A 22,368-nucleotide genomic window follows, 5' to 3' on the forward strand; every position below is an offset into this window, starting at 1 on the left:
ACTCGTCCGAGCGCCTGCGGCAAACGCCGTCACCTTGGCTCAGTCCCTGCCGCGCCCAAACTGCGAGGCGGGGGCAAACGGCGTATTATGTAATCGAGTGTCCGGAGGCTCACACATCTATGGCGGACAAGAAAGGTTCTAACAGCGAAAAGCTGTTGTATTGCTCGTTTTGCGGCAAGAGCCAGCATGAAGTCAAAAAGCTGATTGCCGGCCCGTCGGTGTTCATCTGCGATGAATGTATCGACCTGTGCAACGAAATCATCCGCGATGAGGCTGCAGGTGCGGGCATCGAGGCGGGCTTGTCCAAGTCCGATCTGCCGAGTCCGCAGGAAATCCGTGAAATCCTCGACCAGTATGTGATTGGTCAGGAGCGCGCGAAGAAAATTCTCGCCGTGGCGGTGTACAACCACTACAAGCGCCTGAAGCATCTCGACAAGAAGGATGAGATCGAGCTGTCCAAGAGCAACATTCTGCTGATCGGCCCGACCGGCTCCGGCAAGACATTGCTCGCACAGACGCTCGCGCGCCTTCTGAACGTTCCGTTTGTGATTGCCGACGCAACCACGCTGACGGAAGCCGGCTACGTCGGTGAAGACGTCGAGAACATCATTCAGAAGCTGCTGCAAAACTGCAATTACGAAGTCGACAAGGCCCAACGCGGCATTGTCTACATCGACGAAATCGACAAGATCAGCCGCAAGTCCGACAACCCGTCGATTACCCGCGACGTTTCGGGCGAGGGCGTGCAACAGGCGCTGCTGAAGCTGGTCGAAGGCACGATGGCGTCGGTGCCGCCGCAGGGCGGGCGTAAGCATCCGAATCAGGACTTCATCCAGGTCGACACCACCAATATTCTGTTCATTTGCGGTGGCGCTTTTGACGGCCTCGAAAAGGTTATCGTCGATCGTACCGAGAAGACCGGCATTGGCTTCGGTGCAAGCGTGAAGAGCAAGCAGGACCGCGACGCCGGCGAAGTGCTGCGCGAAGTGGAACCGGAAGATCTGATCAAGTTCGGCCTGATTCCCGAACTGATCGGCCGTCTGCCGGTGGTGGCCACGCTCGGCAAGCTCGACGAAGTCGCGTTGATGAAAATCCTCGTCGAACCGAAGAACGCTCTGGTGAAGCAATACCACAAGCTGTTCAATATGGAACGCGTCGAGCTCGAAATTCGCCCGGCCGCGTTGCAGGCTGTGGCGCGTAAGGCAATTCGTCGCAAGACGGGTGCTCGTGGTCTGCGCTCCATCCTGGAACAGGCGTTGCTTGATGTGATGTACGACCTGCCGCAGATGAAAGGCGTTAGCAAGGTCATCATCGACGACAACGTTATTGACGGCGACGGCAAACCGCTACTGATCTACGAAGACGCGCCCAAGGTCGCGGGTTCGAACTGATCGGCTTTCGGGTTCTTGCAAAAAAAGCCGTTCATGGCAACGTGAACGGCTTTTTTCGTTTATCGTGTGGTCAGGATGGTTGTTTTCACTATGGAGTCACTGAACCTTCGGAGTCACTGAACTTTTCCCACACGCGGAGGCTTGCAATCTTTTCTGCTGGCCTCACCTATCGAACGAACTGATTCCACTCATGGGGAAATGAAATGTCAGGAACCCAACTCCTTCCGCCGGAACGCATTACGCTCCCGCTGCTCCCGCTGCGTGACGTAGTCGTCTTCCCGCACATGGTGATTCCGCTCTTCGTAGGCCGCCCGAAGTCGATCAAGGCTCTCGAAGCAGCGATGGAAGGCGGCAAGCACATCATGCTCGTCGCCCAAAAAACGGCTGCGAAAGATGAGCCGACCGAAAAGGACATGTACGAAGTAGGGTGCGTTGCTAACATCCTGCAAATGCTCAAGCTGCCCGATGGCACCGTCAAGGTGCTGGTCGAAGGCTTGCAGCGCGCGAAAACGCTTTCCATCGAAGAACAGGAAACGCAGTTCTCGTGCGAAGTCATGCCGCTCGAACCCGACCACGCCGACAGCGCTGAAACCGAAGCGCTGCGCCGCGCGATCGTGTCGCAGTTCGACCAGTATGTGAAGCTGAACAAGAAGATCCCGCCGGAGATCCTGACGTCGCTGTCGGGTATCGACGAAGCCGGTCGTCTGGCCGACACGATCGCGGCGCATCTGCCGCTCAAGCTCGACCAGAAGCAGCACATCCTCGAAATGTTCCCGGTCATCGAGCGACTCGAGCATCTGCTCGCGCAACTCGAAGCTGAGATCGACATCCTGCAGGTTGAAAAGCGCATCCGCGGGCGTGTCAAACGCCAGATGGAGAAGAGCCAGCGCGAGTACTACCTGAACGAACAGGTCAAGGCGATCCAGAAGGAACTCGGCGAAGGCGAAGAAGGTGCGGACCTCGAAGAACTCGAGAAGCGCATCACGGCTGCCCGCATGCCGAAGGAAGCCAAGAAGAAGGCCGACGCCGAGCTGAAAAAGCTCAAGCTGATGTCGCCGATGTCGGCTGAAGCGACCGTCGTGCGTAACTACATCGACACGCTGATCGGCCTGCCGTGGCGCAAGAAGAGCAAGGTCAACAACGACCTCTCGAATGCGGAGCGCGTGCTCGACGAAGACCACTTCGGTCTCGAGAAAGTGAAGGAACGCATTCTCGAGTATCTCGCGGTCCAGCAACGTGTCGACAAGGTTAAAGCGCCGATCCTGTGCCTCGTTGGGCCTCCGGGTGTTGGTAAGACGTCGCTGGGTCAGTCGATCGCTCGCGCCACGAACCGCAAGTTCGTGCGTATGGCGCTCGGCGGCGTGCGCGACGAAGCCGAGATTCGCGGCCACCGTCGTACGTACATTGGTTCGATGCCCGGCAAGATTCTGCAAAGCCTGACGAAGGTCGGCGTGCGCAATCCGCTCTTCCTGCTCGACGAAGTCGACAAGATGGGTCAGGATTTCCGCGGCGATCCGTCGTCGGCTCTGCTGGAAGTGCTCGATCCGGAACAGAACCATACGTTCGCCGATCACTACGTCGAAGTGGATTTCGATCTGTCGGACGTGATGTTCGTGGCGACGTCGAACTCGCTGAACATTCCGCCGCCGTTGCTCGACCGGATGGAAGTGATCCGTCTGTCGGGTTATACGGAAGACGAGAAGGTCAGCATCGCGCAACGTTATCTTTTGCCCAAGCAGAAGAAGAACAACGGCCTCAAGGACGGCGAGGTCGATGTGACGGAAACCGCGATCCGCGACATCATTCGTTATTACACGCGTGAAGCGGGCGTACGTTCGCTCGAGCGTGAAATTTCGAAGATCTGCCGCAAGGTCGTGAAGATGCTTCTGCTGAAGAAGGCGGAAGGCGCGGTGAAGGTGGACGGCAGCAACCTCGACACGTTCCTTGGCGTGCGCAAGTACGACTTCGGTCTGGCTGCGAAGGAAAATCAGGTTGGCCAGGTCACGGGTCTTGCGTGGACGGAAGTGGGCGGCGATCTGCTGACCATTGAAGCCGCGGTGATGCCGGGTAAGGGCAATGTGATCCGCACGGGTTCGCTGGGCGACGTGATGAAGGAATCCGTCGAAGCGGCACGCTCGGTGGTCCGTTCGCGCTCGCGTCGTCTCGGTATCAAGGACGAAGCGTTCGAGAAGCAGGACATTCACATCCACGTGCCGGAAGGCGCGACGCCGAAAGACGGTCCGTCTGCCGGTATCGCGATGACGACCGCGCTGGTGTCGGTGTTGACCGGTATTCCGGTGCGTGCCGATGTCGCAATGACGGGCGAAATCACGCTGCGTGGCGAAGTTCTGCCGATCGGTGGCCTGAAGGAAAAACTGCTGGCGGCGCATCGCGGTGGTATCAAGCTGGTGCTGATTCCGGAAGAAAACGTCAAGGATCTGACGGAGATTCCGGACAACGTGAAGAACGCAATCGAAATCGTGCCGGTCCGGTGGATCGACAAGGTGCTCGAACTTGCGCTCGAACGTGTGCCGTCGGCGTTGCCGGATGAAGAGCCGAAACCTGCTGCGCCGGTTGCAGCGGAGCCTGGCAAAGACGCCGCAGCAACTGAAGTCGTGAAGCACTAACGCACTCTGCAACGAAGCTGCTTGCTGGAACAAAACCCGCGGTCACGGCCGCGGGTTTTTTATTGTTCGCTCAATGTCGGCCAGTAGTTTCGTGAGACACGTTTTCCCATCTATTGAGCAAAGCCTTGATGCGTCGGCCGATTGGTTGTGTGCGCATCGAATTGCGGCAACATCCGGTTATAAAAAGCCCGCTTGAAAACCACTCGAATCAGGCTCAACCCCGCTTGACACAAGGGTTTCGGCCAATTCTAATGATTGCGCCCGGCGTTGGCCGCCGGCCGCGTGATATCAGGCGCTATAGAGCGCCGTCACGATCGCCATAACATTCTCGGGGGTTGGGATGAATAAGACGGAATTGATCGATCACATTGCACAGGAAGCCGACATTTCGAAGGCAGCGGCAGGCCGTGCACTCGACGCGGTGATCGGTGGTGTCAAAGGTACGTTGAAGAAGGGCGGTTCGGTCACGCTGGTCGGTTTCGGCACGTTCGCGGTCGGCAAGCGTACCGCGCGCACCGGGCGCAATCCGCGCACCGGCGCCGCCATCAAAATCAAGGCAGCAAAGGTTCCTAAATTTAGGCCTGGCAAAGCTCTGAAGGATGCGCTAAACTAATGGGCTCGCTGCTTGAGGGAAGTCGGTAGACAGAAGTCACGCAGCGGCAGCACTGAATCGTGAAACGGGTGCTTAGCTCAGTTGGTAGAGCGGCGCCCTTACAAGGCGTAGGTCGGGAGTTCGAGCCTCTCAGCACCCACCAGTTTCAGATTCGGCTGAATGTTTCAGCGCAGCGCAGTTGCTGCATAAGGAGTGGTAGTTCAGTCGGTTAGAATACCGGCCTGTCACGCCGGGGGTCGCGGGTTCGAGTCCCGTCCACTCCGCCAGTATCCTCGAAAGGCGAACTCCGGTTCGCCTTTTTTATTGCCCGCTGTTGTAAGATCGGGCGTTCTGTTTTTGGCACTCCTCACGCATGCTCGATTTTTTCCGCAATCACAAACGCCTGATGATGTTTATGCTCATCCTCGTCATTGTGCCGGGGTTGGGTTTTGTGGGTATTCAGGGCTTTCGCGGCTTCTTTGACGAAAGTGCAAACGTCGCGAGCGTCAACGGTCACAAGATCACGCGCGCTGAATACGATAACGCGATGCGTCAGCAACTCGACCGTGCCCGTCAGATGCTCGGCGCTCAGTTCGACATGAAGTCGTTCGACACGCCGGAGCGTCGCAGCGAGATGCTCGACGGCCTGATCGAACAGCGTGTGCTGGCCGATGAAACGCAGCGCCTGCACCTGACCGCATCTGACGACGCCGTGCGTCGCGTGCTGCTCAACGATCCGGTGATCTCGTCGCTGAAGAATCCTGACGGCACGATCGACGTCGACCGCTACAAGCAGCTGCTCGCCATGCAAGGCATGACGCCCGACCAGTACGACGAACGCGTGCGCTACAGCATCGCCACGCAGCAGTTGCCGGCCAGCATTCAAGGCAGTGCGTTCACGTCGAAGACGCTCGCGCAGCATCTGACCGAACTCGCGGAACAGCAGCGCGAAGTGCAGGGCATCGCGTTCCATCCGCGCGATTACGCGGCGCAGGTGCAGCCTACCGACGCGCAACTGCAAGCGTATTACGACGCGCATCGCAATGAATTCGCCACGCCGGCCACCGCCACGATCCAGTATCTCGTGATGTCGCCGGCAACGCTCGCCGCTTCCGTGCAGCCGAGCGACGCCGACCTGAAAAAGTTCTACGACGACAACATCGCGCACTACCGTACCGACGGTCAGGTGCGTGCGAGCCACATCCTGATCGCAGCGCCGAAAGACGCGAGCGCGGCCGACAAGGCCAAGGCGAAGCAGAAGGCCGACGAGTTGCTCGCGCAGATCAAGGCGCATCCGGACCAGTTCGCGCAGATCGCACAGCAGAATTCGCAGGATCCGGGTTCGGCGTCGAAGGGCGGCGATCTGGGCTACTTCGGCCGCGGCATGATCGCGGGCGGCCAGGCGTTCGACGACGCTGTATTCGCGCTGAAGAAAGACGAAGTCAGCGGCATCGTGCAGACCGACTTCGGCTATCACGTCGTCAAGGTGACAGACGTGAAGCCGGCCGTTACGAAGCCGTTCGACGAAGTGAAAGATCAGATCTCGAAAGACCTGAAGACGCAGTTGGCAAGCAAGGCTTTCAGCGACGATTCAGAAGGCTTCACGTCGATCGTCTACGAAAAGGCGAAGAGCCTCCAGCCGGCTGCCGACAAGTACAAGCTGCAATTGCAAACCGCTACGGTCACGCCGCAGCCGGACCCGAAGCTTGCACCTGACAGCCCGCTGAACAACGCGAAATTCCTCGCCGCGGTGTTCGCGAACGACGCGGTGACGGCGCGCAACAACACGCAGGCCATCGACCTCGGCGGCAATACGTTGATCGCGGCGCGCGTGACCGACTACAAGGCGGCAGCGGTGCCGTCACTCGAGGCCGTCAAGGACGCCGTGCGTCAAAAGGTGATCGCGGTTCAATCGAATGACGCGGCTCACAAAGACGGCGTGGCCAAACTCGCCGAGTTCGAAAAGTCGAAGGCAACCACGGGCTTCTCGTCGTCACTCAAGGTATCGCGCAACGACGCGCAGGGCGTGCCGCCGGCTGCATTGAGTGCAATCTACAAGGCGGACGCGCAAAAATTGCCCGCTTATGTCGGCGTGGATCTGGGTGACGACGGCTATGCGATCTATCGTGTGAACGCGGTGGTAGCCGGCACGACGGTCGATCCGCAGCGTTTGGCCGCCGCACAGCAACAGATCGCGCAGGTCGATGCGCAATCTGAAGCAGAGGCGTATGTCGCAGCCGTGCGCGCGCGTTCCAAGGTGAAGTTCTACGGTTCGCTCGACAGCAGCAATGCGCAAGCAAGGGGCGAGTAACGCCCACGCGTAAGCCTACGCGCGAACGCAAAAAAGCCCCGCTATGGCGGGGCTTTTTCATTTGACGAGCGCAAGCTCGTCAAACGGTTGGCAGCAGCGCGTTACAGGCAGCCGCTGATTGCACTCGTGGCGTCGCTGCCTGCGGCGCCATTGGCGCGGAAGCCGACCCAGGTGCCCTTGCCGGTGTACGAGGGGCGTACGACAGCCGCGGCGCCGTTAGGCGGCTGCTGACCCGGAACATACACGTCCATGGCTTGATCGTTAGCCAGCGTGTCTTGCGACACGACTTGTTGCTGCGAGCTGTCTGCCCATTTTTGCGCGATGCAGGTTGCAACAGCCTTAGGCGGCTGCTGGCTTTGCCCAACGGACTGAACGCCAGCAGGCGGTTGAGCGGCACAGGCGGAAATTGCCACGGTCAAAGCGATTAACGGTAAATATTTCACGTTATCTCCTCAAAAGTCGCTCAAAATCGAGCCGGGCTACACGGGATTACGAAAGTGTCAGATAGAACTTACCGATCCGCGTTCCCGAAGTTCTGGAATCAAGTTGTTAGCAGGCTTTTCAGCGCGGCGAACTTGTGCGAAGGAGTGGCTTGACTGCGGGCCACACGTTGTTAAGTAGCACTGGCTGTGCCTGCTGGGTGGGATGAATCTGATCGGCCTGGAACATCTCCGGTTTGTCGGCGATGCCGGCAAGCAGAAACGGCACGAGTGGTACGCGCAGTTGCTTTGACAACTCGCCGTACAGGCCGTGGAACTTTTGCGTGTAGTCGGGGCCGTAATTGGGTGGCACATACATGCCGACCAGTACGACTTTCGCGTGACCTTGCTGAGCCTGCTCGATGATCGTGCGCAGGTTGTCTTCGGTGGTGGAAAGCGGCACGCCGCGCAATGCGTCGTTGGCGCCGAGTTCGACGATCACGATGCTCGGCTTCAGGCGTTGCATGAGCGCGGGTAAGCGAGCGCGTCCGCCGCTTGTGGTGTCGCCGCTGATGCTCGCATTGGCGACGCTATAATCGATTCGCTCGTCGGTGAGGCGCTGGCGCATCAACGCAACCCAGCCAGTGTCGCGGGGCAGGCCGTATTCGGCGGAGATGCTGTCGCCGAGCACGACGATCACCGGCTTGACCGGTTCGGGCGCATTGTCGGTCCGGGCCGCGAAGCTCGCTGAAAACAGGGTGGCGGCCATCACGGTGCAGCCGCAAGCCTTCGTCAGCGCCGTGGCGCGAGACGTCATGGCACGCACTTTCAACCTACGCTTCACCATGCTAAACAAAACTGATCCAGTCATTGAAGTGCGGGGTTTGTGCAAGAAGGTTAAGGATGCAACGGGCGAACTGACGATTCTCGACGACATCGATCTTGCTATCGCTGCCGGCAGCAGTGTGGCGATTGTCGGTGCATCCGGGTCGGGCAAGTCTACGCTGCTCGGCTTGCTCGCAGGATTGGACAGCGCGAGTTCGGGCTCGGTTCGGCTGCTCGGCCGAGAACTCGGCGAGCTGAACGAAGACGAGCGGGCCGCATTGCGTAGCGGCTCCGTCGGTTTCGTGTTCCAGTCGTTTCAACTCATGCCGCATTTAACGGCGCTCGAAAACGTCACCTTGCCGCTGGAACTGCAGGGCGGCATCAGCACCCGCGAAGCTGCGACGCGTGCGCGTGGCTTGCTGGAGCAGGTGGGGCTCGGCAAGCGGACCGGTCACTACCCCAAGCTGCTGTCGGGTGGCGAGCAACAACGTGTGGCGCTCGCGCGTGCGTTCGTCACGCATCCGGCGATCCTGTTCGCCGACGAACCGACCGGCAGTCTCGACGCGGCCACTGGTCACGCGGTGATCGATCTGATGTTCGAAATGAACCGCGCGAACGGCGCGACGTTGATTCTCGTCACGCATGACATCGAACTGGCGCGCCGCTGCGATACAACGGTGACGATCGAGGCGGGGCGTCTCGTGTGAGCGAGCCGTGGGCGCGACGGGCGTCGCTGCCAAAGCAAAAGCGGGCCACAGGGGCCCGCTTTTTCATTGCGGAAGCTACTGTGTCGGCAGGTGAGCGCACTGAACAGCTTCAGCGCAGAGTCGAAACACATTCAGCGCAAATTCATCACCGACTCACCACCGACTAGACGGCGCGATGCGCCGTGCCGCTCACCGTCACTTCTTCAACGCCGCGCGTGCCCGCGCGATCAACGCGGACGTCGAAGAGTCATGCTTCTTTTCATCGACGCTCGGCGCGGTCAGATCAGCCTCGACCACCTTGCCGAGGATCTTGCCCAACTCGACGCCCCATTGATCGAACGGGTTGATATCCCACACGGAGGCTTGCACCAGCACCTTGTGCTCGTACAACGCAATCAATGCGCCGAGCGAACGTGCGGTCAGTGCATCGACCAGCAGCGTGCTGGTCGGGCGGTTACCCGGAAACACAAGGTGTGGCGCCAGCTCCGGCTTGTCCGCGCCGGCCACTTTCTTCGCTTCCTCGAGCGTGCGGCCGAGCATCAACGCTTCACTCTGCGCAAAGCAATTGGCGAGCAGCTTCGGATGATGGCTGACGAGCGGATGCTCCGGCGTCAACACGGCGATGAAATCGATCGGCACGATCGTCGGACCCTGGTGCAGCATCTGGAAGAAAGCATGCTGACCGTTCGTGCCCGGTTCGCCCCACGTCACCGCGGCGGTCGGATAGTCGACCATCGCGCCGTCGAGGCGCGCGGACTTGCCGTTGCTCTCCATTTCGAGCTGTTGCAGATACGAGGGCAGGAAATGCAGTGCTTCCGAATACGGCGCGACCAGGTAGCTTTGCGAGCCGAAGAAGTTGCGATACCAGATGCCGATCATGCCGAGCAGCACCGGCAGATTTTTTTCGAGCGGCGCGTCGCGGAAATGCTGGTCCATCTCGTTGGCGCCCGCGAGCAATTCGCCGAACTGCTGCGGTCCGATCGCGATCATGATCGACAGCCCCACCGCCGACCACAACGAATAGCGCCCGCCGACCCAGTCCCACATCTCGAACACGTTCTCTTTCGCGATGCCGAACTTGACCACCTCCGTGGGATTGGCCGACACGCCGACGAAGTGTTTCGCCAGCGCGCTTTCCGGGCAGCCTTTCTCGACGAACCAGTCGCGCAGCGAGCGCGCGTTGGTCATGGTTTCGAGCGTGGTGAAGGTCTTGGAGACGATGATCGCGAGCGTTTCTTCCGGATCGATCTGCTGCATCACGTTGTACAGATCGGCGCCGTCGACGTTCGACACGAAGTGCGTGGTGATCTCCGGCGTGGCCAGATGATGCAGCGCGTGCACGACCATCTTCGGCCCGAGGTCCGAGCCGCCGATGCCGATGTTCACCACGTAGCGAATCCGCTTGCCGGTATAGCCTTTCCACTCGCCGCTGCGCACCTGATCGGCGAACGCGGCCATCTTGGCGCGCTCGGCCTGAATCTGGTCGTAGAACGGCGCTTTCGGATCCGTGGCGCGCAGTGCCGTGTGCAGCGCGGCGCGGCCTTCCGTCGGGTTGACGACTTCACCCGCGAACATGGCGTCGCGGCGTTTTTCGACGCCGGCTTCGCGCGCGAGTTGCACGAGCAGTTTCAGCGTCTCGTCGGTGATGCGGTTCTTCGAGAAATCGGCCGCGAGACCGCCGCCCGCGAACGCAAAGCGCTCGGCACGGGTAGGAGCGGGATCGTTCTCGGGGGCGAACCAGTCGCGCAAGTGCGCATCGCGAATCTTCTCGTAATGCGTTTGCAGCGAGGACCAGGAGGGGAGCGAGTTCTGGGTCATAGCGTCCGTCTAACCAAGGGGCACGAAGAAAGGCGCGCGCGTGAAGCGCTGCCGAGGATGATGCAACGATGCTGTTAGAGCGATGCCGCGCGGCCGGGTTCGCCGCGGGTGGCGGCGAAGCTTCGGCCGAAATCTCGGGAGAAACTTCGCCGTTACCCGTGCTGGCTCCGACGCGCGGCGCAGTCAGTCAGTATAACGGCGTTGCGTGACGGGCGGCAGCGCTTTGGACGGTGCGCCCATAGGTTGGGACGAACGCTTTCAGGCCTCCGCTGCCGGATAGAACAGACGGTTCAGCAAGGTGCGCACCATCGGCGCCAGTTCGCCCGCGGTCAGGCCGGCGGGACCGTGGCCTTGTGCGCTCAGCGTGTCGGCGGCGAGGCCGTGCAGATAGACGCCCGCAAGCGCTGCTTCGTAGCGCGGCAGATGTTGCGCGAGCAGCGCGCCGATGATGCCGCCGAGCACGTCGCCGGTGCCGCCCGTCGCGAGCGCGGCGTTGCCGGTCGGATTGATCGCGAGACGGCCGTCCGGTGCCGCGACGACCGTGCCGGTGCCTTTCAGGACCACGACGCTGGCAAAGCGTGCGGCAAGCGCGCGTGCCGCGGTGAGGCGGTCGCGCTGCACGCCCGGCGCGTCGGTGCCGAGCAGGCGCGCGGCTTCGAGCGGGTGCGGCGTGAGGATGCACGGGTCGCCCTGTACGCCGCGCGCGGTGACTTCGGCGGCGAGCGCGGGATCTTTCGCGATCAGGTTCAACGCGTCCGCGTCGAACAGCTTGGGCACGTCGAGGCGCAGCACGTCGTGCATGACCTGGGTGGCGCGGTCACGGTGACCCATGCCGCAGCCGACTGCGAGCGCGTCCATCTGATCGAGCGGTAGAGCGTCGATCCCATGCAGCATGAGTTCGGGGTGCGGCGGGTCGTAGGGTGGGGCGCCTTCGCCCAGAAGCGCGACATGTACCTTGCCCGCGCCGCTGTAAAGCGCCGCGCGCGAAGCGAGAATCGGCGCGCCGCACATGCCGGTGTCGCCGCCGACCACGGCAAGGCTGCCGAAGCTGCCTTTGTTGGTCGCGAAATCACGCGGCGGCAAATAGGCGGCGAAGAGTTCGGGCGCGTTCAATTGGACGGCCGTACGGCCGCTGGTGTTCACGCCGATCGGCGCGACAGTGACCGCGCCCGCGAGGTCGCGGCCTTGCGCGGTGAAAAGTCCCGGCTTGGCGCCGATGAAGGTGATCGTATGCGTGGCATGGACGGCGGCGCCGTCGCCATTGGCTACGACCGTGCCGGTGTCGCTGTCGAGTCCGCTCGGCACGTCGAGCGCCAGCACGCCGCCTTTGCGGGGGCGCGTTTTTGTTCGTTGCGAGAGGCGGCGCGCGACGTCCGCGAAGACACCTTCCAGCGGACGTGTCAGACCGATGCCGAACATGCCGTCCACGAGCCACGTATAGCCGTCGAGCGAGGCGGGCACTGTTACGGTGATCGCGACGCCCGCCGCGCGCGCCGTATCGAGAGCCCAGCGGGCGTCGTCCGGCTTCACTTCGACCGGCATGCACAGTTCGACGGCAATGCCGGCTTCGTGCAGTTCCGTCGCGAGAATCAGCGCATCACCGCCGTTATTGCCCGGCCCCGCGATGAGCCACACCTTCTGTCTGGATTTGCCGATCGAGGTGTCACGGGTGATCTGCTCCTGCAGGAAGCTCGCGGCGGATTTCCCGGCGCGCGACATCAGCGTGTGCTGCGGCAACGCTGTCGCCGCCTGGGATTCCGCGATTCGCAGATCAGTCAGCGTCAGTAGCGGCAATGCGCGGTTGTGCGGGCTGATGAGCGTTGGCGGCGTGTGATCGGCATCTGTCATGGCGGGGCTCGGCGGTTCACCTGGAGCCAGGTGAGAAAGCTTGGGAATCGCTATGGTAGTGCCGATAGGCGCCCGGCGGGCGCCTCTTGCGGCGCGCTCATGCGCGCGCCCGCCTCACAGTCAGTGGAAGCAGCCCGCTCATGCGCGCGCCTGCCTCGGTCAGTGGAAGCGGTCCGCGCGCAATGCGGCCAGCGTGTCCGCGGGAACGTCCGGCGTGCCGCCCGAAATCAGGTCGGCAACCAGTTTGCCGGCCCCGCAGGCGAGGCCCCAGCCCGCAGGGCCGTGACCGACATTGACGAAAAGGCGCGGATGCAGCGCATTGCCGATCACCGGCAAGCCGTCCGGCGACAGCAGTTTGGCGCCTTCCCACGGCAAGGCCGCGGAAATGCGCGCCGCGCCCGGAATCCAGTCGTGCGTGGCCTGGCCGAGCAGGGCGAGCGCTTCTTTCGTCACGGCTTCGCCCAGCGGCTTGTCGATCTGGCCGGCGCTTTGCAAAACCGCGCCGCCCGCGATTCGCAGGCGATGGTTCATCCGGCTGATCGCGATCCGCTTCACCGCGTCCACGATGGCGACGTGCGGCGCGCATTCCTCATGCGCGATCGGTGCGACCAGCGTGTGCAGGCGCAGCGGATGCAGCGGCAGCCGCAAGCCAAGGCGCTCGAGAAGAGGCAGGCTGCCGTGGCCCGCGGCCACGACCACGGCGTCGGCGTGGATCACATCCACTTCGCGCGAGCGGGATGCCGCGCCCGGCCGCGGCGCCAACTCCACCGCGGCGCGCTGGCCTTCGAGGCGGATCGAGGAGACTTCGCAGCCCAGCATGAACTGGACGTCGCCCTGGGTATCCAGCGTCTGTTTGATCAGTTTCGTGAACAGCGGGCAGTTGGCCGTGCGCTCCTGGTCGAACAGCACGCCGCCCGCGAATTCCGGCTCCGTGCGTACGGAATGCTCGAACGCGGCGCATTGCTCGGGTGTCAACTCGTGGTGCGGCACTTCGAAGAGCCGGAGCAGGCCGAGGGCCGGCCGCGTCTGTTGCCACTCCTGTTCAGAGCGCACCAGATAGAGCACGCCGCTTGCCTGTTCGAACTCGAGCCCGAAGCGCGCTTCCATGTCGGCCATGGTGTCGCGCGACAGCTCGATCAGCGGTCGCAGCAGTCCGAATTGATGGCCGAAAGCGTCGGGGTCCTGCAGTTCGGCGAGTTGTTTGACCAGCTGGCGCGCCGGTCCGTTGAAACCGGTTTTATTGACTACGCCGTTCTTGGCGTTTTGACGGCTCGCCATGAAGGTCGGGCCGAACCAGACGTCCAGCGGGGTGGGCAGGACGGTGCCGCCGTGTCCGTAGGTCGCGCCCTGCGCGACAGTGGCGTGGCGCTCGACGACGCATACCCGGTGGCCGGCCGCGCGCAGTTGATAAGCGGTGGCGACGCCCGCAATCCCGCCGCCAATGACGATGACATCCATGTTCTGATTCGATTTGCCGACGGGGCGCCGAAGCGGCGTATTCCCATTGAGCGTGACATGCGGCGCGCTGCCCGGCCTGCTCGGGCCGTCCGCGCCGATCTGGTGAAAGGGCGAATGATAGCAGTCAAACCGGCCCGCCTGCCACGCGCGCGGCGCGGGCTCCGGCCGCGGCGGGCGGAACGGCGAGGGCCCTGGAGCGTACGGGACGCGTCGTCGTCCTTCGTGATCCGTCGCGGACGCGGCGAGTGCCGGTGCTGCTCAGAGGCTCATGCCGTTGCCTGCGCGCGAATGAACATGCCGTAGTTTTCGGCGTTGTCGGTGGCTATGTCGCTGTTCCGTGCCGCGAGGCCGGCGACGGCGGCCGGACCATACAGGTGATCCTTGGTGTTGCCGATGTACGGGAAATGGCTCAATTCATGGGCGATCGTCGCTTCCGGCGTGTTGGCGCCGAACGCGTGATCGAAGAAATGCGGTTTGAGGTTGATCTGATGCGGCGAACTGGATTGCACGTGCGCCAGCTCCGAGTTGTCGTGCGCCGCGCCGAGGACGAAGGTGAACCGGTCGTGCGACATGGCGTGCTGCATGCGGGTGAAGACCTGTTCGACTTTCTGCACGTTCCGCTGAGTCGGGCTGCCGAACCAGCGCGCAAAGTTGCTGTCCGGATGACCGGATTCGAGCTTGTCGAGTGCGCTGTCGATCATGCGCTTCACGTGTTGATAGGCGCGGTTCACTATGCCGCCTTGCGCCGGCGTGAATCCGATCAGCGCCGGGGTCTGCGCGGAGCCGGGGGCCGGTTGATCGTAGTCGGTGTGGTCGTTGTTGTTGTCGGGCGCCTGGATGTCGCCACTATCGCCGCCTGTGGGCATGGAGGGCTGGCCGCCACTATCGCCTGTGGGCGCGGGGAGTTGGGCGCCGCCGTTGCCGATAGGCGCGGAGGGCTGGCCGCTGCCATCGCCGATGGGCGCTGGGAGTTGGGCGCCGCCGTTGCCGGTAGGCGCGGAGGGCTGGCCGCCGCCATCGCCGATGGGCGCGGAGGGTTGACCACCACCGTTGCCAATTGGCGCTGAGGGCTGGCCGCCGCCGCCAGTTGCCGGCAGCTCGCTGCCGCCGTCGCCATGACCCGGGAGTGGCGATGACGCCGGAGCGCCGCCGGCCACGGGTGGAGGCATCGGGCGTCCGTTGCGGCCCGCAGGTTCGGGCGTGAGACCCTCGGCGTCTGTCGAAGGAGGTATGTTGTCGGGCTTTTCGTGCCAGGCGATGCGTTTGTGCTTGCCGTTTACGTCCCAGACGTCACGGATGTGGTTGCCGTTCGCGTCCCAAGTGTCGCGTATATGGTTGCCGCTCGAATCCCATTTGTCGCGAACATGTTTTCCGCTTTCGTTCGAACTCTCGCGGATGTGTTCGCCGTCTGCGTCCCAACTCTCGCGGATGCGTTCGCCGTTGGCGTCCACGCTGTCGCGGGTGTGCTTGCCGTCCGAGTCCCACGTGTCGTGAATAGGGGCACCTTTGGCGTCTACGCTGTCGCGAGTGTGCTTGCCGTCCGAGTCCCACGTGTCGTGAATAGGGGCACCTTTGGCGTCCACGCTGTCGCGGGTGTGCTTGCCGTCCGAGTCACACGTGTCGTGAATGGGGGCACCGTTGACGTCCACGCTGTCGCGAGTGTGCTTGCCATCCGCGTCCCACGTGTCGCGAACCGGATTGCCTTTGGCGTCCTTGGTGTCCCGGACCCGCTCACCCGAACCGTCCAGCGTATACGGCACCGCTGTGCCGGCGATGCGCTCAAGCGGCTCAGCCCCGCCTCCAACCCTCGGTGCCCGGTCGTCCGTCTTGCCGTGTGGAGTCCAGTCCGGCGCATTGCCAACCGGCGCACGCAGTGTCTCGTCCGGCGCATGGATGCGAGGCGCCTGCCGCGTGGGTGCTGCGGCCATGCCCCGCGGCGGCTGCATCGAAGCCAGCGGATGCGAAGTCTGATGGGTACTGCCATAGCGGTTTACGTTCATGACATGCCTGTTCAGATGAGTTTGCGGTTCGCGCCGCGGGCGGGTTCGCGCATCACGCAGCCCCGCCGACGCGTCCGGGCGAAAGAATTGCCCCACTTGCGCGTCGATTAAAGCATCGGCATGTCGACGGGATGTCGTATCGGAAGAACACATTCGCAAGCACGCGGCCGCCGGCCGCCCGGACACGCCCCGTGGCCGCCGGAAGCCCGTTCCCGGGGTATAATCTCGGACTTCCGTTCCGCCTCACGTCGCCTTCACGCGCGATTCATCGGCATCACTCATCGGCATCATTAGCGACGCAACGTCAAGTCCATGGCCCACTTCTCGTGTTTCCCCGGCGCTTCGGCCCTTTCCGATTTCCGTCAAACCCGCCTGCTCGAAACGCTTACGCGCATCGATCCGAACATCACCGGCGTGCGCGGGCAATATCTGCACTTCGTCAACGCCCAGACGCCGCTCTCCGCTGAAGACAACGCGAAGATCGAAGCGCTGATGCACTACGGCGATCCGCTCGAAGAAACCAAAGAGCGCGGCACGGCCGAGACCTTCCTCGTGGTGCCGCGTTTCGGCACGGTGTCGCCGTGGGCGAGCAAGGCAACGGATATCGCGCATCTGTGCGGCCTCACGCAGGTGCGCCGCATCGAGCGCGGCGTCGAGTACACGGTCACGCTGAAAAGCGGCCTGCTGGGCGGGAAGAAGGCGCTTTCCGACGAAGCCCGCGCGGCCGTCGCGGCAGCCTTGCACGACCGCATGACCGAGAGCGTGTCGCCGTCGCGCGACCACGCGCTGCACCTGTTCGACGAACTGCCGGCCAAGCCGCTGCAAACCGTCGACGTGCTCGGCCAGGGCCGCGGCGCGCTGGTGGCGGCGAACACGGAACTGGGCCTCGCGCTCGCCGAGGACGAAATCGACTACCTGGTGGACGCGTTCACGAAGCTCGGCCGCAACCCGACCGACGTGGAACTGATGATGTTCGCGCAGGCCAACAGCGAACACTGCCGCCACAAGATCTTCAACGCGGACTGGACCATCGACGGCGAAAAGCAGGACATCTCGCTGTTCAACATGATCCGCAATACCGAGAAGCTCAATCCGCAAGGCACGATCGTCGCCTACTCGGACAACTCGGCGATCATGGCGGGCGGCATGGCCGAGCGCTGGTTCCCGCGCACGCCCGCCGACCTCGGCGCGAGCGAATTGCCGGAGCACTATCGCCGCAGCACCGAACTCACGCACACCTTGATGAAGGTGGAGACGCACAACCACCCGACCGCGATCTCGCCGTTCCCGGGCGCCGCGACCGGCGCGGGCGGCGAAATCCGCGACGAAGGCGCGACCGGCCGCGGCGCGCGTCCGAAGGCGGGTCTGGCGGGCTTCACGGTGTCGAATCTGGAACTGCCGGACGGCGTCGAGACGTGGGAAAACGCGCGCGATGCCGCACAGCCGCTCGCGCACCGCAATCCGGACGACAAGCACGAAGCGTATGGCCGGCCCGACCGCATTGCTTCGCCGCTGCAGATCATGATCGACGGCCCGCTCGGCGGCGCCGCGTTCAACAACGAATTCGGCCGGCCCAACCTGGGCGGCTATTTCCGCGCTTACGAGCAGAATGTCGCGGGTCTGGTGCGCGGCTATCACAAGCCGATCATGATCGCCGGCGGTATCGGCAACATTTCGGACCAGCACACGCACAAGCACGATCTGCCGGAAGGCTCGCTGCTGATCCAGATCGGCGGTCCGGGCATGCGTATCGGCATGGGCGGCGGCGCGGCGAGTTCGATGGCGACCGGCACGAACACCGCTGAACTCGACTTCGATTCGGTCCAACGCGGCAACCCGGAAATCGAACGCCGCGCGCAGGAAGTCATCAATGCGTGCTGGCAGCTCGGCGAGAAGAACCCGATTCTGAGCATTCACGACGTCGGCGCGGGCGGTCTCTCCAACGCCTTCCCGGAAGTGGTCGACGGCGCCGGCAAGGGCGCGCGCTTCGACCTGCGCAAGATTCAACTGGAAGAGAGCGGTTTATCGCCGCGCGAAATCTGGTCGAACGAGGCGCAAGAACGCTACGTGCTGGCCATCGCGCCGGCCGATCTGCCGGCCTTCGAAGCCATGTGCCAGCGCGAGCGCTGCCCGTTTGCCGTGATCGGCACGGCCACCGCCGAGCGTCAACTCAAGCTGATCGACTCCGAACTGAACGACGACGCGGCGCACCAGCCGGTGGACATGCCGATGGAAGTGCTGCTCGGCAAGGCGCCGCGCATGCATCGCGACGTCAAACGCGTCGAGCAGAAGCTCGAACCGGTCGACGTCACCGGCCTCGCGCTGTCGGATGTGGCGACTAGCGTGCTGCGTCACCCCACGGTGGCGAGCAAGTCGTTCCTGATCACGATCGGCGACCGCTCGGTGGGCGGCACGACCGCGCGTGACCAGATGGTCGGCCCGTGGCAAGTCCCGGTGGCCGACGTCGCAATCACCACCATGGACTATGCGGGCTTCCGTGGTGAAGCCATGACCATGGCCGAGCGCACGCCGCTTGCCGTGATCGACGCGCCGGCGTCGGGCCGCATGGCGGTCGGCGAGGCGGTGACCAACATCGCGGCGGCGCCGATCGCGTCGCTCGACAAGCTCAAGCTGTCGGCAAACTGGATGGCCGCGTGCGGCGCAGCGGGCGAAGACGCCGCGCTGTACGACACGGTCAAGGCGATCGGCATGGAATTGTGCCCGGCGCTCGGCATCAGCATTCCGGTCGGTAAGGATTCGCTGTCCATGCGCACCAAGTGGGAAGACCGCGGCATCGCGAAGGAAGTGGTCGCGCCGGTCTCGCTGATCATCTCGGCGTTCGCGCCGGTCGAAGACGTGCGCCGCCATCTCACGCCGCAACTGCGCCGCGCGAGCGACGTGGGCGAATCGGTGCTGATCGCGATCGACCTCGGCCGCGGCAAGCATCGCCTGGGCGGCAGTATTCTCGCCCAGGTCACGCAGCAGGTCGGTGACACGGTGCCGGACGTGGACGATCCGGAAGACCTGAAGCGTTTCTTCGCCGCGATCCAGGCCCTGAACCAGGACGGCAAGCTGCTCGCCTACCACGACCGTTCGGACGGCGGCCTGTGGGCGACGGTGTGCGAAATGGCGTTCGCGGGCCACGTCGGCGTGTCGTTGAACGTCGACATGCTGGTGCTCGATCCGACCCATGAATCCGATTACGGCGACGCCAAGGACTGGGCGAAGCAGACCAGCGGCCGCCGCGAAGACCGCACGATCCGCGCGTTGTTCACCGAGGAACTCGGCGCGGTCGTTCAGGTGCGCGCGTCCGAGCGTGACGCGGTGTTGGGCGCACTGCGCGAACACGGCCTGTCGGCGTGCTCGCATGTGATCGGCAAGCTCAACGAGCGCGACACGATCGAAATCTATCGGGACGCCAAGAAGATTTACGAAGCGCCGCGTACCGAACTGCATCGCACGTGGAGCGAAGTGAGCTGGCGGATTTCGCGTCTGCGCGACAACCCGGCTTGCGCCGACGCCGAATACGAGGCGCTCGCCGACGCGGCCGATCCGGGCATCACGCCGGTGCTGAGCTTCGATCCGACGGAAGACGTCGCCGCGCCGTTCATCGGCAGGAGCGCGCGTCCGCGTGTGGCGATTCTGCGCGAGCAGGGCGTCAACTCGCACCTCGAAACGGCTTACGCATTCGACCGCGCCGGCTTCGACGCGCACGACGTGCACATGAGCGACCTGCTGACCGGCCGCGCCAGTCTGGCGGATTTTGCCGGCGCGGTGGCGTGCGGCGGCTTCTCGTACGGCGACACGCTGGGCGCCGGTGAAGGCTGGGCGAAGGCGATCCGCTTCAACGCGCAACTGGCCGACATGTTCGCCGCGTTCTTCGGCCGCGAAGACACATTCGCGCTCGGCATCTGCAACGGCTGCCAGATGATGAGCAGCCTCGCCTCGATGATTCCGGGCGCTGAAGCCTGGCCTAAGTTCACGCGCAACAAGTCGGAGAAATTCGAAGCGCGCTTCTCGCTGGTCGAAGTGCAGGCATCCCCGTCGATCTTCTTCAACGGCATGGAAGGCTCGCGCATTCCGGTGGCGATCGCGCACGGCGAAGGCTACGCGGACTTCTCGCAGCAAGGCGATGCGTCGAAGGTCGCGGTGGCGATGCGCTATGTCGATCACCGTGGTCAGGCGACCGAGCAGTATCCGTTCAACCCGAACGGTTCGCCGAACGGCATCACGTCGGTGACGACGCCGGACGGTCGCTTCACGGTGCTGATGCCGCACACGGAGCGCGTCCATCGCGCGGTGCAGATGAGCTGGCATCCGGAAGGCTGGGGCGAGGGCGGCACTGACGCGAGCCCGTGGATGCGCGTATTCCAGAACGCGCGCCGCTGGCTGGGTTGATGATGTGACGCGCCGCGGCGGCTGCGCCGCCGTGGCGCGAGCAAGCCGGTCAGGGCCCGCGCCGCCCGTCTTGCCGCAGTAGTGAGAAAGACGAGCGACACCCGCCGCGTATCCGCTCTGGTACGTGAAAGGCGTGCGCTCCACAATCTTCTGCTGTTCGTACCCGATCGGGTACGAAATCGACGCATAAGCCGCTAATACGCCATTTCGTACCCGCTCGGGTACGAAATCAGGTCAACACCCTTGTACCGTGGCATAATGTTCCCGAGCGGGTACGAACGTACAAAGGGGTGACAGTGCAGCAATCCGACGTTTTCATTGACGACATGACGGCGCTCGGCGATCTTGTCCGGGCATCGAGGCTCGCCCAAGGGCTGACACGCGACGACGTCGCCATTGCGACGGGTTTGTCTCCCAAGTTCATCACGCATATCGAGGCCGGTAAGCCGACAGCGCAGATCGGCAAGGTGCTGCATCTCCTCAGCGAACTGGGCATCAGGCTGCGCGCGCAAGTTTCCGTGGACATTTCCCCAGACTCGGCCACCAAGGCGCTTCATCGCAGGCGGACTACGCATGGCCGCTAGAACGCTCGTCGCCTATGCGAACGGCCTGCGCGTGGGCACCGTCAGCGATGACAACGGTATCTGGTCATTTACCTACGACAAGGACTGGCTGGGTCGTGAGGACGCGTTTGCGCTTTCACCCGCATTCCCGCTGAATGCCCAGCCTTTCATAGACGCCTCGAGCCAGCGGCCTGTGCAATGGTTCTTCGACAACCTGTTGCCGGAAGAGGAAATGCGCATTGCGCTCGCTCGCGAAGCCAAAGTCGATGCGAGCGATGCGTGGGGGCTGCTTGCTTATTACGGCCGTGAATCGGCGGGTGCCTTGACGCTGCTTGCAGAGGGTGAACAGGAGGCATCGAGCGGTCTGCAGCCTTTGTCATACGCGAATCTGGAGGCGCGCATCCAGGCCATGCCGCAGCATGCGCTTACCGCCACGGCACCTAAACGCATGTCCGCGGCGGGTGCCCAACAGAAACTGCTTCTGACCTTGCGAGGCGACGCGCCGGATTACGCGCTCTTCGAGCCTGTGGGAAGTGAGCCGTCCATGCATCTGCTCAAGCCCGACATGCGAAGCACGGGCTATCCGCATTCGGCGATCAACGAATTTTTCTGCATGCGTCTCGCCCGCGCAATGGGTGTGCGCGTACCGCCTACGCATTTTTTGCGCGTGCCTTCGGCCTGTTACGTGATCGATCGCTTTGACCGTGACACGGCCAGCGAGCCGGCTCGGCGACTGCATACCGTCGACGCCATGCAGTTGTTGAACTACGACCGCAGCTTCAAATATCAGAACGCAACGGCGCAGGTACTCAGTGATGCCATCGAAAAAACGAGCACTCGGGCAATGGCGCGTCTCGACGTTTTTCGATGGGCGGTCTTCAACGTGCTGATTGGCAACGCCGACTCGCATCTGAAGAACCTCTCGTTCTTTGTCAGCCCTCGCGGCTACATGCTGGCTCCGTTTTACGATCTGGTGAGCACGGTCGTCTACCATACGCCGACCTACCAGCCGCAACAGCGGGACCGTTGGCCGCGCTGCGACCTGACCATGCCGGTGGGAGACGCCACGCAGTTCGCAGACATGTCCAGAAAGAACATGCTTGCATTCGGCGAGGCGCTTCGTCTCGCGCCAAAGGGCTCGGAAAAGTTGCTGGATGACATGCTCGTCACGCTCGACGCACGTGTGGCCGACACACGGCGCACCGTCGACGAGATCGCGCGGCCGAATGCCGGCGAAGTCCGGCTGCTCGACTCGATCGTGGCGATGCCGCTTGCGGAGATGAGTGCAGCCTTGCGCAAATAGGTGCGGCGGTTACGCCGGGCGGGTCAATCCCAATCCCAAATGAAAAAGCGCTGTTCAGTCGTTGACCGAACAGCGCTTTGCGCAGAATCGAATGCGGCTGATCAACAG

14 protein-coding genes and 2 tRNA genes are annotated in these 22,368 nt (G+C 63.1%); 10 read left to right on the forward strand and 6 right to left on the reverse strand.

Features of this window, described 5'->3' with window-relative positions; genetic code table 11:
* Nucleotides 1-119 precede the first annotated feature (119 nt).
* The 6 genes from clpX (at nucleotide 120) to P0D71_RS32615 (ending at nucleotide 6,921) form a co-directional block, all read left to right on the forward strand.
* Nucleotides 120-1,391, forward strand: a complete 1,272-nt coding sequence (clpX, locus tag P0D71_RS32590) for an ATP-dependent Clp protease ATP-binding subunit ClpX (protein ID WP_007182009.1) — start codon at nucleotides 120-122, stop codon at nucleotides 1,389-1,391.
* A gap of 203 nt (nucleotides 1,392-1,594) precedes the next feature.
* A complete protein-coding gene (lon, locus tag P0D71_RS32595) occupies nucleotides 1,595-4,018 on the forward strand; it encodes an endopeptidase La (protein WP_091794388.1) in 2,424 nt (807 codons plus the stop codon).
* A gap of 340 nt (nucleotides 4,019-4,358) precedes the next feature.
* Complete coding sequence (locus P0D71_RS32600; protein WP_091794386.1) at nucleotides 4,359-4,631, forward strand: HU family DNA-binding protein; 273 nt, start codon at nucleotides 4,359-4,361, stop codon at nucleotides 4,629-4,631.
* 66 nt (nucleotides 4,632-4,697) lie between these two features.
* Nucleotides 4,698-4,773 (forward strand) — tRNA-Val (locus P0D71_RS32605).
* A 47-nt stretch (nucleotides 4,774-4,820) separates the two neighbouring features.
* Nucleotides 4,821-4,897 (forward strand) — tRNA-Asp (locus tag P0D71_RS32610).
* 86 nt (nucleotides 4,898-4,983) lie between these two features.
* Nucleotides 4,984-6,921 (forward strand): SurA N-terminal domain-containing protein, encoded by a 1,938-nt coding sequence (locus P0D71_RS32615; RefSeq protein WP_408483577.1) that lies wholly within the window; start codon nucleotides 4,984-4,986, stop codon nucleotides 6,919-6,921.
* 101 nt (nucleotides 6,922-7,022) lie between these two features.
* Here P0D71_RS32615 and P0D71_RS32620 read toward each other — a convergent pair whose 3' ends face one another.
* Both P0D71_RS32620 and P0D71_RS32625 read right to left on the reverse strand, forming a co-directional pair.
* Complete coding sequence (locus P0D71_RS32620) at nucleotides 7,023-7,364, reverse strand: hypothetical protein (RefSeq protein WP_091794382.1); 342 nt, start codon at nucleotides 7,362-7,364, stop codon at nucleotides 7,023-7,025.
* 118 nt (nucleotides 7,365-7,482) lie between these two features.
* Nucleotides 7,483-8,157, reverse strand: a complete 675-nt coding sequence (locus tag P0D71_RS32625; protein ID WP_408483578.1) for an arylesterase — start codon at nucleotides 8,155-8,157, stop codon at nucleotides 7,483-7,485.
* A gap of 28 nt (nucleotides 8,158-8,185) precedes the next feature.
* Here P0D71_RS32625 and P0D71_RS32630 point away from each other — a divergent pair, with 28 nt between their 5' ends.
* The gene (locus P0D71_RS32630) at nucleotides 8,186-8,872 is read left to right on the forward strand and encodes an ABC transporter ATP-binding protein (protein ID WP_007182003.1); all 687 of its coding nucleotides are present in this window, start codon (nucleotides 8,186-8,188) and stop codon (nucleotides 8,870-8,872) included.
* A 195-nt stretch (nucleotides 8,873-9,067) separates the two neighbouring features.
* Here the strand turns inward: P0D71_RS32630 and pgi are convergent, their stop codons facing one another.
* From pgi to P0D71_RS32650, 4 genes are all read right to left on the reverse strand, one after another.
* Nucleotides 9,068-10,690 (reverse strand): glucose-6-phosphate isomerase, encoded by a 1,623-nt coding sequence (pgi, locus tag P0D71_RS32635; protein ID WP_091794376.1) that lies wholly within the window; start codon nucleotides 10,688-10,690, stop codon nucleotides 9,068-9,070.
* Between the two features lie 258 nt (nucleotides 10,691-10,948).
* Nucleotides 10,949-12,538, reverse strand: a complete 1,590-nt coding sequence (locus P0D71_RS32640; RefSeq protein ID WP_408483579.1) for an NAD(P)H-hydrate dehydratase — start codon at nucleotides 12,536-12,538, stop codon at nucleotides 10,949-10,951.
* 159 nt (nucleotides 12,539-12,697) lie between these two features.
* The gene (locus P0D71_RS32645; protein WP_091800543.1) at nucleotides 12,698-13,996 is read right to left on the reverse strand and encodes an FAD-dependent oxidoreductase; all 1,299 of its coding nucleotides are present in this window, start codon (nucleotides 13,994-13,996) and stop codon (nucleotides 12,698-12,700) included.
* Nucleotides 13,997-14,262: 266 nt separating this feature from the next.
* Nucleotides 14,263-15,996 carry a M35 family metalloendopeptidase gene (locus P0D71_RS32650; protein WP_408483580.1) on the reverse strand — a complete coding sequence of 578 codons (1,734 nt, stop codon included), beginning with the start codon at nucleotides 15,994-15,996 and terminating at the stop codon, nucleotides 14,263-14,265.
* Nucleotides 15,997-16,308: 312 nt separating this feature from the next.
* Between P0D71_RS32650 and purL the strand changes: the two genes are divergently transcribed.
* From purL to P0D71_RS32665, 3 genes are all read left to right on the forward strand, one after another.
* Entirely contained in the window at nucleotides 16,309-20,394 is a 4,086-nt protein-coding gene (purL, locus tag P0D71_RS32655; RefSeq protein WP_408483581.1) for a phosphoribosylformylglycinamidine synthase, read from the forward strand.
* Nucleotides 20,395-20,720: 326 nt separating this feature from the next.
* Nucleotides 20,721-20,978, forward strand: coding sequence for a helix-turn-helix domain-containing protein (locus P0D71_RS32660; RefSeq protein ID WP_408483586.1), 258 nt, complete (start codon nucleotides 20,721-20,723; stop codon nucleotides 20,976-20,978).
* Nucleotides 20,968-22,260, forward strand: a complete 1,293-nt coding sequence (locus tag P0D71_RS32665; RefSeq protein ID WP_408483582.1) for a HipA domain-containing protein — start codon at nucleotides 20,968-20,970, stop codon at nucleotides 22,258-22,260. Before P0D71_RS32660 ends, P0D71_RS32665 begins: the two co-directional genes overlap by 11 nt.
* Nucleotides 22,261-22,368 lie beyond the last annotated feature (108 nt).

It is taken from the genome of Paraburkholderia sp. RL17-383-BIF-A, assembly GCF_046028015.1.
Lineage (GTDB): Bacteria > Pseudomonadota > Gammaproteobacteria > Burkholderiales > Burkholderiaceae > Paraburkholderia.